This is a genomic window from Brenneria alni, assembly GCF_003666245.1.
GTDB classification, from domain to species: domain Bacteria; phylum Pseudomonadota; class Gammaproteobacteria; order Enterobacterales; family Enterobacteriaceae; genus Brenneria; species Brenneria alni.
In genome coordinates, this window is record NZ_MJLZ01000070.1 from 1 (window position 1) to 9,278 (window position 9,278).

At 43.3% G+C, this 9,278-nt stretch carries 13 protein-coding genes; 4 read left to right on the forward strand and 9 right to left on the reverse strand.

Annotated features, from left to right (window positions below; genetic code table 11):
- Positions 1 to 266: 266 nt before the first annotated feature.
- The 9 genes from BIY29_RS19055 to BIY29_RS19100 all read right to left on the reverse strand — a co-directional run bounded on the left by BIY29_RS19055 (position 267) and on the right by BIY29_RS19100 (position 7,564).
- On the reverse strand, positions 267 to 704 hold the full coding sequence (locus BIY29_RS19055; protein WP_121576597.1) for a hypothetical protein: 438 nt from the start codon (positions 702 to 704) through the stop codon (positions 267 to 269).
- A 208-nt stretch (positions 705 to 912) separates the two neighbouring features.
- Positions 913 to 1,161 carry a hypothetical protein gene (locus BIY29_RS19060; RefSeq protein ID WP_121576598.1) on the reverse strand — a complete coding sequence of 83 codons (249 nt, stop codon included), beginning with the start codon at positions 1,159 to 1,161 and terminating at the stop codon, positions 913 to 915.
- Positions 1,162 to 1,252: 91 nt separating this feature from the next.
- The gene (locus tag BIY29_RS19065; protein WP_121576608.1) at positions 1,253 to 2,503 is read right to left on the reverse strand and encodes a type II secretion system protein GspD; all 1,251 of its coding nucleotides are present in this window, start codon (positions 2,501 to 2,503) and stop codon (positions 1,253 to 1,255) included.
- A 4-nt stretch (positions 2,504 to 2,507) separates the two neighbouring features.
- Entirely contained in the window at positions 2,508 to 3,542 is a 1,035-nt protein-coding gene (locus BIY29_RS19070; protein WP_121576599.1) for a zonular occludens toxin family protein, read from the reverse strand.
- A 4-nt stretch (positions 3,543 to 3,546) separates the two neighbouring features.
- Complete coding sequence (locus BIY29_RS19075; protein ID WP_121576600.1) at positions 3,547 to 3,834, reverse strand: DUF2523 family protein; 288 nt, start codon at positions 3,832 to 3,834, stop codon at positions 3,547 to 3,549.
- A 24-nt stretch (positions 3,835 to 3,858) separates the two neighbouring features.
- Complete coding sequence (locus tag BIY29_RS19080; RefSeq protein WP_170158980.1) at positions 3,859 to 5,577, reverse strand: hypothetical protein; 1,719 nt, start codon at positions 5,575 to 5,577, stop codon at positions 3,859 to 3,861.
- 59 nt (positions 5,578 to 5,636) lie between these two features.
- Positions 5,637 to 5,879 carry a hypothetical protein gene (locus BIY29_RS19085; RefSeq protein WP_373365479.1) on the reverse strand — a complete coding sequence of 81 codons (243 nt, stop codon included), beginning with the start codon at positions 5,877 to 5,879 and terminating at the stop codon, positions 5,637 to 5,639.
- 303 nt (positions 5,880 to 6,182) lie between these two features.
- Positions 6,183 to 6,500 carry a DNA-binding protein gene (locus BIY29_RS19095; protein ID WP_121576603.1) on the reverse strand — a complete coding sequence of 106 codons (318 nt, stop codon included), beginning with the start codon at positions 6,498 to 6,500 and terminating at the stop codon, positions 6,183 to 6,185.
- Between the two features lie 11 nt (positions 6,501 to 6,511).
- Positions 6,512 to 7,564, reverse strand: a complete 1,053-nt coding sequence (locus BIY29_RS19100) for a phage/plasmid replication protein, II/X family (protein WP_121576604.1) — start codon at positions 7,562 to 7,564, stop codon at positions 6,512 to 6,514.
- Between the two features lie 172 nt (positions 7,565 to 7,736).
- On the opposite strand from BIY29_RS19100, the gene BIY29_RS19105 reads away from it, so the two are divergent.
- The 4 genes from BIY29_RS19105 (at position 7,737) to BIY29_RS19115 (ending at position 9,080) form a co-directional block, all read left to right on the forward strand.
- A complete protein-coding gene (locus BIY29_RS19105; protein WP_121576605.1) occupies positions 7,737 to 7,919 on the forward strand; it encodes a hypothetical protein in 183 nt (60 codons plus the stop codon).
- A gap of 76 nt (positions 7,920 to 7,995) precedes the next feature.
- Positions 7,996 to 8,172: a hypothetical protein gene (locus BIY29_RS20330; RefSeq protein ID WP_170158981.1), complete on the forward strand. Its 177-nt coding sequence runs from the start codon at positions 7,996 to 7,998 to the stop codon at positions 8,170 to 8,172.
- Positions 8,173 to 8,319: 147 nt separating this feature from the next.
- Positions 8,320 to 8,715 (forward strand): hypothetical protein, encoded by a 396-nt coding sequence (locus BIY29_RS19110; RefSeq protein ID WP_170158982.1) that lies wholly within the window; start codon positions 8,320 to 8,322, stop codon positions 8,713 to 8,715.
- Positions 8,716 to 8,717: 2 nt separating this feature from the next.
- Complete coding sequence (locus BIY29_RS19115) at positions 8,718 to 9,080, forward strand: hypothetical protein (RefSeq protein ID WP_121576607.1); 363 nt, start codon at positions 8,718 to 8,720, stop codon at positions 9,078 to 9,080.
- The last annotated feature ends 198 nt before the right edge of the window (positions 9,081 to 9,278 follow it).

Consider the following 9,278-nt stretch of genomic DNA (forward strand, 5'->3'; position numbering starts at 1 on the left):
TACCTTTATTACTATCATTCAAAGGCAGAAAAAGAATCCTAACAGGGGGTTATCATGGCTCTTGAAACGGCTGTTGGTATCATTTTCCTGCTCGTAATAGTTGGCAGTTATATAGGTATTGGGAAATAAAAATTGGTTCGCATAATAACGTTATGCAAAAGAGCCGCCTGCGGGATTCTATTTTCGCATGCGGCTTTTCTACATAACGTGTGGCACATTATGCGAACCAAGATAAGGATGGGCGGGAACTGGCGTTCCCGGTGCTGTCATGGTGTTAGTTTGTTTGTTAGTTCATTAGTTTGTTTGTTCTGCGGTACTGAATCAAACATCACTTCTTCAGTACCCCGTGTTAAATCGTGCCGGATAATTTGGAAATCAAGCGGCTCTTCCTCTTCATTAAGGCGAGCATCCAGCCAGCGAGACTGGTACGTCTCTGGCAGATCGCTTTGACGGGTAATCATCTGATAGTGATAAATCTTCCCGCGCTGACTGACGAACGGCAGCATTACATGGCCGGAACAAAACTCCGCATTGCTCCAGTCAGGCAGCAACTTTCCGCGACGCTCAAGACGGCTGGCATTATTCATGTCGGCCCGCTGAGCCGGATAGCTAACAAAGAAATCCATTGGCATATCGTTAAGCATTGCCTTCCGACACTGTTTAGATAGCCAACGCTGATTACGCCGACGAAGTTTACGTTTCATATAACTCTCCCTTTGAAAACTGCCGCGCCGCGATTAACGCCAAAGAAAAACGCCAGAACAGTTGCGGCTTGGCCAACCCCGGACAGCAACAAAACAAGTTTTGTCACTGACCGGCGTTATCATTAAAAACAAATAGTTATCGTGTTTTTATCTGGTGTTTATGCGTAAAACTTCGTGCGCACGAAATTTTAGCGGCTAAAATGCCTTGTCACCACCAATACGCAAACGGCTTGTTGCTGACCGGAAATGCGATCCCGTCAGGATCACGGCCATGACGGACTTCAGTAAGCAGCCGTTTCACTTCACGGCGTTCTGGTCGGGTCATCATCAGATTGCGATACCAGGACGGCGATTTATCAAACCATCTTGCGCAACTGGCAAAGCGACGGCCAACGCGACGATAAGACTTCATGCGACCATTGCAAAGACGGTCACGCGCCCTGCTTTTTACAGACATAAATAATCCTCTAAGTAAATGAATTACCTAGAAGATGTCGTATTGTTCATATCCTGTATTTTTTAACGCCATAATAAAAACGCCTTATTAATCAGTCAGGGTTGCCCCGGAACAAGCCCCCGCTCCTCGCAGCGCTCCGGGGCGGCGTCTTGCTCCGGTCAACTTTGCTGACCTGAAGCATGACCATAATATCGTTTTTGCTGTTCTCTTTGGTTTTTGAACCGAAAAAACTCCAGCCGGATTTGGCTGTACTGTCTTTCTGCTCGGCCAGCCCGCCCAGCAAAATCACGTCGCCATCGGCTAAACTGACCTCGGTTGTCACATCCCGCTTGATAAGCGTCGGCGAGTTATTAACGCCGGTTTCCGTGGTGACAAAGTTAGAAAGCTGCTGCTGAATTTTCAAGTCCATTGTCTGGCTTTTAATGGACGGCGTCACGTTAAACAGCACCCCGCTGGAGCGGTATTCAACGGACTGGACAGCCGTATCATTGTTCACGGTGACATTGCCGAGCACCGGCACATCGGCGCCAACGGAAAACGACGCTGACGCATTATTCTTAACACGCAGCCGCGGCGCACTGACGACCGTAAAACGGCTGTCGGTTTTCAACAGGCTGAAAACGGCGTCAACCGAACCGGTTTTTATGCTGATAACGTTGTCCAGGTTGTTGGCGCTGCCGATCGAGATATTGAATTTCTCCGACAGGATTTTAGCCGCTAAAAGGATGCCTGAGCCGTCAGACTGCGCGGTCTGAACCTCAAAAACATACCCGGAAACAATGACTTCATCGCTGATGGTATCAAGTGATGCGACCAACGTTTTCAATACCTCGATATCCTCACGGGTGCCGTAATACACCAGAATATCGCCGGAACGGTTGATGTAACTGGCTGCGCCGGTTGCCGATGTGGGTGAACTATTGGAATTGATCGTTCCGCTGTTATTAAACGATCCCGAGACGTAGCCGCTCAGGATATCCGACAGGTAGGACACCGAACGATATTTTGGGGTATAAACCCATGTCTGACGCGGCTTGACCGGCTCCTGAGGCGTAAACGGCGATAAATAATCAATGCCTTTTTGCGTGTAGATCCGAATGTTCATATTCTGAAAATAACGGGTGATAAACGCCCTTTCATCAACGTCCGGCGTGATTTTAAACGTCACCATCCGTTCATCATTCACCAGTTGCGGATCGAGCATAAACGGCACTTTCAGCACATCGGAATAAACCAGTGAAATCGCTTCGGGCAAGCGGACTTTATTCAGTTCCAGTTCCGTCGCGCAAAGCCCCGGTAACGACAGGAAAAACAGTCCTGCCAGTGTCAGTATCTTATTCATCATATTACTTTTTTCCCGTATAGAGCGTAACCCGTTCGCCATCAATGACGCCGGTGATAAGCAACCCTTTGTAATTAAAACTGGATGCCGGCACCGCCCGGAGAACGCCGGCGTTATTGGTCAGCAGGATGAAAGATTTACCGTCAGCAACCATCTTTCCTGAAATACGCCATTCGGCAGACAGCGGCGCGCTTTCAACTGGCGACAGATTGCCCGCAGGGAGGGTTAAGACTTTTTTAGCCGCTGAATCAGTCAGTTGCGCCCTGCTCTCTGCGCTGGTTTGCGGCAGTTTCGGCGTGTCGGCATGGCCGAAATTGGCAAAAAACGACCAGATGAGATACCCGGACACCAGAAACATGATCGGAAATAGCACAAGAAAAAACCGGACCTTACCGGAATTAAAAATATTCTGGCGTTTATCGGTCTGCTTTTCTGTTCCGTTAACACCGTCATAGCTTTGATAAAGCGCAAATATTTTCGGGTCATATTTGTTTCTGGATGTGGTTATCTGGTTGGATTTATAAATCTTGTGTCCGGAATAAACATCAACACAATAATGTTTATTTAACCCCAGCGCTTTCAGTTTTCTCATGCGGTAAGTGGTTTCAATTTTATCCTTGAGAAAACGCGCAATATTAGACAGCGACTGATTCACAATCACCAAATCACAGCTAACACCGGTTTCGGGATGCGTAAAATGTCGATGCTCGGCAATAAAGGATTTCTGCTGCGGGGTTATATCCTTGTCACTGCCAAAAATACGCCAAGCCTCATCAATAACAATAAGATCGCCGGGCTGACAAAAGCTTTTTTCACAGCCTTTATAAGGGAAAAAGTCAGCCTGCAATACGGCATCGTTATCAACCGCTACCAGTTCACCGGCTGCATCAGGGTATAACGCCCTGATTTTATCGACGTCAACACCGTAAATATTGGTGACAACACGTCTTCCGCTCTGAAAGCCTGGAAGGATCACGTTGCTGACGGCCTCATAGCTTTTACCTGAACCGGGTATGCCGATATATGCGGAAATTGCCATGTTATCACCCTATTACCGGGATTCGGCGAATAATAAAACGCAATCCCCATGCGGAGATAATTAAACTGATACCGCGCGGAAGCTCGCATAAATTAATAAAGTACCAGAAGCCATCTGACAAATTCCCGAACAGTTCCGGTAAATTACTGGTATCTGGCAGGCGAGAAACAAGGACTTCAACAAAGCCATGAACAATAAAATAAAGCGCAAAGAACACAACGAACTTAATAATAATGGAGCGAAAAACAAACCCCAGCAGCGTATTGACCGCGCTTAACAGAATACCAAACATAATTACCCCACTTAAAAATTATTATCAGGCGCTTAGTGTTACCCGCAATGCAATAAATCCCCATATGATTAAAAAGATGGTCTGAATAGCGGCGCGGTTATCCTCAATTAATGGGCAATGTGAATCAATTTTATAATCATGCTCGAATACGGAAAAAGAAACGACAGGACACGTCGCTGAACGCGAACCAATATCGAAATCCTGCGTAAAAGGCAACAGGTCAAAAACAGGCTTCAATATTTCGTCAGCGGTCGGCGTTTCTTCCAGTTCCGGTGAGGCTATTTGTGGATCTTCACCTAAATCGGTTTCATCACTTCCGCCTGTATCACTTCCGGGGTTGTTATTCACTGAAATATCAATATTAACGTCAGCGCCGGGACTCTCAGAAATCGGTGAAAGTAAATCCAGATAAGTTGGTGAAAGACCAAGTTCAGATAATGCCGCCGTGACTTCAGCAGGACTGACTGATTCCGTTAATGGCATACCATCATAATTACTCTGGCTGGCCGCATCCATCCATAACTCATTGATTATTTCAGACAGCAATGCAGGAGAAACTGCAAGGTCTTGTAACGGCTCGGCAAGATAGTCAATCATCGACTCAATATTTCCCGCTTCAAGCGAAAGTGATGACGCTTTATATTTCATATTCGTTGTCACCATGATTTCTTGTTTATCCTCTGTCTGCGTAATTGTATATTCCCCCTCTTCCGGTGCAGCACACACAGTAGCGGAACTGCCATTAGCATTATTCGTTGTTTTACAGGGATCGCCGTTATAGCTGTATTTACTTACCGGAGATAAGAAGCCGACATAATTCGTCATAGGTAAACCGGCAACAGATTCATAAGCTGGCAAACCTTCGGGAAATACCGATGTACTTGGATTGGTATATAAATGCTCTATCTCTTCTATTGTATAAAAAACAGAGGGATATGTTATTTTATACGGTTGATTTTCATAACTTACATTTCCTTGCCCATCAACAATTTTATTCCTAACAGTTTTATCAAGCGTAGTTATTATTTCTTTATAGGTTACCGCATTGTAATCATTAATATAGGCTCTGACAATTTCAGCGGGTTCATCACCATAATAATAGGTTAATGCGCTGTAATCCTGATAGTAATATAAGGCTTCATCGGGAACAGAATAACCTTTTTCTACGCCGGTTATCGGTTCTCCTGCATCAATATTATTCCGGCTGACATGAACAATAACCGGACTGAGTTCAGACGGTTCAAAGTTAACTGTTATTTTTTTGCTCTTACCCTCATCGTTACTGTACGTCACCTCATAGAGGTTCTCCGACAGTTTAACGCCGTTAGTCATCACCATAACAGAGCCATCCGGCGCATTCAGACTGGACGGAACCAGCGAACCAACAGCCGCAGCAATCCCCGCCCAGGTTGAAACACCGCCTATTTTATAGGATGAAGCCGCTGGCAAATACTCCGCAGAGTTCGCCGCGACTCGTCCAAGAAAAACACGAGTTGAAGCCAGTTGCGCCGTACTGTAAATCGCTTCATTAGCCGCAAAACGGCGAACCAAAACACGGCCAATGACTTTAGGAATAACCTGTCTGGCCATGACACCGGCAATAACGGGAACGAATGAATAAGAATAGCGAGGATAAACAGACCAGAGAAAGGAAAAAATAAAAAAGTAAACGGTTATCCTCTTAGACCAAGAATAACCACATAAGCGGAAATAATTCCCCAGAAAAGGGACAGCAGCTTCCATAGTTCCAGCTCCATATATTCACCTGTAAAAAGGGCGACTTTCGCCGCCCTGAGAGAGAATTAAGCCGATTTAACAGTACGCAATACCCAGCGAACGCCTGCGACACCGGCATATAGCGTGACCAGTGACGCTGCAACGGCCATAATAGCGACCAATACCGTGCTAAAATCAATACTGTTAGTCAGCGGCGTTAAATCAACCCCCGTACCGGTAGTGGTTCCTTCCGCAAAACTCAGCGAGGAAGCGGCCATTAAAACAGAGGCCAATACAACTTTTGATTTATTGCTTAATTTATTCAACATAAGAATACCCTCTTCAGTTTGTGTTTATGCATTACGAACAAGCTTAATTATCTGCCCTACCCCTACAGAAAATAACCAGAGAAACAGCACAGTGGTAAATCCAACAGACCAGTATTGGGCTAACATACTGGAATCAATTTCAGGCGAAACATACTCCATACGAACATTTACGGCCTGACAGCTATATTTATTGTAATAATTGCAGATGGATCCATCTATCAGATAACCGTTTTCAATAGATAAATTATTAGCATTGAGTGATGTACTATCAGGCATAATCAGCAAATGATAATTAAATCATCCTCACCCTTTTATTTCAGTAATGGCCGCATCGTTCGATAAGTTATATGTCACACCATCCCGACCTTCCATTGACCATGCGCGAACATATACCGGGATTTGTACCAATTTACCGACAAAACTATTGGCTTGATTCATCAATCCGGCATTAACCAATGATTGAGAAACACGAATAATAACCTGATCTGATTTAGTGCCGCCGAAACCGTCAGGAATTTCGAGGCCAACACCAATTTCATTATAATACCCCTGCCCGTTCACTTTCGGACGTTGACGAGCGCCTAACATTTTACCTTTCACAAATAAACCATAATTAGCCATTGTATTTTCCTCTATCGCCAGTTACTGGCACGCGACACGCGGTTATAATCAAAAACAAAGCCTTTATCATAAATCCATACAGGGATTTCCGCTGGTTTGGCTTCCAACGTTCTTACTAACGGAACAACATTATTAGAGTCTGGTGAATCGCAATAAAAATTAATATCGATACCGAACAAAAGTAACTCTCTTCTATGACGGTAAAATGTGTTATGAGGTAACATTTCTTTCATGTTAGCCCCCTGCTTCCAAAGTAAATATGTTGACTGTATTTTTCTTGGCAGCTTCGTTATTTTTTCATCGCTTAAAATAGTATTTTGATTCATTTCTATTCTCCCTACGTAGTCAGAGAATAATTGACGTGGGGTTTCCATATTCCAGTTAGCGCCAAGCGTTAAATTTAAATCAATAAGTTCGGTTGTTCTTAAAGTTAATTCAATACGTAATTTATCTTTCGTCCAGTCAAGTAAACCGGCTCGTACAAACTCTTCGGCTATTTGATGCCCTTTTTTCCCTGAAGCGTGTTCATCATATTTTGAATAAAATTTCAGACTCCAGCGGCGGGAGTTTTTACCTAAATAAACTGTACCGCCTTTCCCACATGCGCGACCATGTCGTGTTTTGGCTTTAAATTCGGCGGCATAAAGCCATGATCTGACATTTTCCAGCGTTGATAATGAGTACATGTAATTAATGTCAACACGAGAGATTTTATACTGACCTGACATAACGGCTTTATAAGACGCTATATCATGAGGAATATTCAACAAAGATAAAATTCTGGCATATGCCGTCAACATAAGCCCTTGCATATCATCCGAGCCAACAACGGAATGACCCTGCAAAAACTTGGACGGATTACCATCAATGTACAAATGCGTCGCCTTACCTTCGCCGTTAGATCCTACCGATCGAACTTTCATCGTTGCTTCATGCGAGCCGCGAACTGTCAATCGCTTAACGGTTTCCCACTCAATTGCACCATCAGCATCAACGCTGACGACACTCCCCGCTGGAAGCGGTTTGTGCGTGCAAGGGAAGATCCCGGTAAACCAATCGATCACGAATATAAATCCTCAAAATTTCAAAAATGACGACTTACTTAACACATGAGTTCAGTAGTTCATTAATGTTCTAACCTTACATGTAAGAGTTAATGAGTTCAAGAGGTTTCGATGATATGAGTTCATGAGCGTGTATACTCGCTTCAAATACTGCATTGAACGAGCGTGAGATATGGCAAAACGCACGACTTATAACGTGACGGAAGAGCGGAAGATGAAACTAGAACGACTGGCTATAAATGCCAGTGTAAAACTAGGAAAAACAATCACATGGACAGAGATTTTAGGTTATCTGATTGATAACTACTCTAAAGATGCGGCAGATGATCTTATGTCTGCCAAACAAAAGGATTGAGTACCACGAATGGTACAAACGTGCAGTATTACCTACACTGCACGTTCCAGATTTGAGTGATTTTTGAGCATTCAACATGAACAAAAAAGAGATCGCAGAACAGCTTGAAAAATTGACTAACTATCATGAACAAGGCGGAGGATTTGGAGATCCTGATGCACAGAGAGAGCATGAATTAAAAATTGAGTTGTTAAAGCATCAGCAGAAACTGGTAGAAAGCAAAAAAGTAACTACATTGCAATTGCAAGCTTGATAATTGCCATCATTAGTTTGATTATCTCATTGTTTCACAAGTGAAAATTTATGGGAAGCATAGTAAAGATCGGGTATCTCAGAAACCTGAACCGATGCGAGTAATTTTAGCCGCTAAAATTTTGAATACGATGATTAAGGATAAATCATGAATAAAACCGTGTATGTCCCAAGTTATTTCCAACCTATCTACAAAGAAGTAACCGTCAAAGTCCCAACCGGAAACACAAAGCGATTTCTTGGCATCATTGATATTGACGAGAAAATACGCCAAAAGAAGGTCATTCAGGATGGCTGGTCTGACTGTCAGATTGATGGTGAAAGATTGAATGAAGATGTTGGTCGCGCTATCGACAAGCTTAATAAGGATGGCTATGAGGTAATTTCAATAACTCCCGCCACATCTGGTAGCTGGGCCTATAAATATCAACAAAATGATATTAACAACGGAAATGGGAAAGGCAGTTATGGCTATGGATATGGCTACTCATATACGGAAGGTGTATTAATTCTGGCTAAGAAACTTGATGAAAAGGACTTCTAATAATGGATTTATTTCGTAAAACCTTAGGTGGATTAAAAGGAAGCTATTATATACGTCACTTTATTTTTGGTGCGTTAATTTCAGCGTTTTTTATTTATATCTCGATGCAAAATCCTAATGGATTAAAAGCGGGAAATATAATTTTCTTTATTATCAATGCAATACTGTACCCATATGCAAGATTTGTGTATGAGCAAATCATTGGGTTTATCATGGGCGAAAATGTCTTTTTTATCAATGCAATAGTAATGCTGACAGTGAAAGTCATCACTATGGCTTTATGTTGGGCATTCTCAATATTCATCGCCCCGCTTGGGCTGGTATACCTTTATTACTATCATTCAAAGGCAGAAAAAGAATCCTAACAGGGGGTTATCATGGCTCTTGAAACGGCTGTTGGTATCATTTTCCTGCTCGTAATAGTTGGCAGTTATATAGGTATTGGGAAATAAAAATTGGTTCGCATAATAACGTTATGCAAAAGAGCCGCCTGCGGGATTCTATTTTCGCATGCGGCTTTTCTACATAACGTGTGGCACATTATGCGAACCAAGATAAGGATG

What these genes read in the sequence shown, in the direction of transcription:
- BIY29_RS19055 (WP_121576597.1), bottom strand. Translation starts at nt 704, where the DNA reads ATGAAACGTAAACTTCGTCGGCGTAATCAGCGTTGGCTATCTAAACAG.
- BIY29_RS19060 (WP_121576598.1), bottom strand. Translation starts at nt 1,161, where the DNA reads ATGTCTGTAAAAAGCAGGGCGCGTGACCGTCTTTGCAATGGTCGCATG.
- BIY29_RS19065 (WP_121576608.1), bottom strand. Translation starts at nt 2,503, where the DNA reads ATGAATAAGATACTGACACTGGCAGGACTGTTTTTCCTGTCGTTACCG.
- BIY29_RS19070 (WP_121576599.1), bottom strand. Translation starts at nt 3,542, where the DNA reads ATGGCAATTTCCGCATATATCGGCATACCCGGTTCAGGTAAAAGCTAT.
- BIY29_RS19075 (WP_121576600.1), bottom strand. Translation starts at nt 3,834, where the DNA reads ATGTTTGGTATTCTGTTAAGCGCGGTCAATACGCTGCTGGGGTTTGTT.
- BIY29_RS19080 (WP_170158980.1), bottom strand. Translation starts at nt 5,577, where the DNA reads ATGGAAGCTGCTGTCCCTTTTCTGGGGAATTATTTCCGCTTATGTGGT.
- BIY29_RS19085 (WP_373365479.1), bottom strand. Translation starts at nt 5,879, where the DNA reads ATGTTGAATAAATTAAGCAATAAATCAAAAGTTGTATTGGCCTCTGTT.
- BIY29_RS19095 (WP_121576603.1), bottom strand. Translation starts at nt 6,500, where the DNA reads ATGGCTAATTATGGTTTATTTGTGAAAGGTAAAATGTTAGGCGCTCGT.
- BIY29_RS19105 (WP_121576605.1), top strand. Translation starts at nt 7,737, where the DNA reads ATGGCAAAACGCACGACTTATAACGTGACGGAAGAGCGGAAGATGAAA.
- BIY29_RS20330 (WP_170158981.1), top strand. Translation starts at nt 7,996, where the DNA reads ATGAACAAAAAAGAGATCGCAGAACAGCTTGAAAAATTGACTAACTAT.
- BIY29_RS19110 (WP_170158982.1), top strand. Translation starts at nt 8,320, where the DNA reads ATGAATAAAACCGTGTATGTCCCAAGTTATTTCCAACCTATCTACAAA.
- BIY29_RS19115 (WP_121576607.1), top strand. Translation starts at nt 8,718, where the DNA reads ATGGATTTATTTCGTAAAACCTTAGGTGGATTAAAAGGAAGCTATTAT.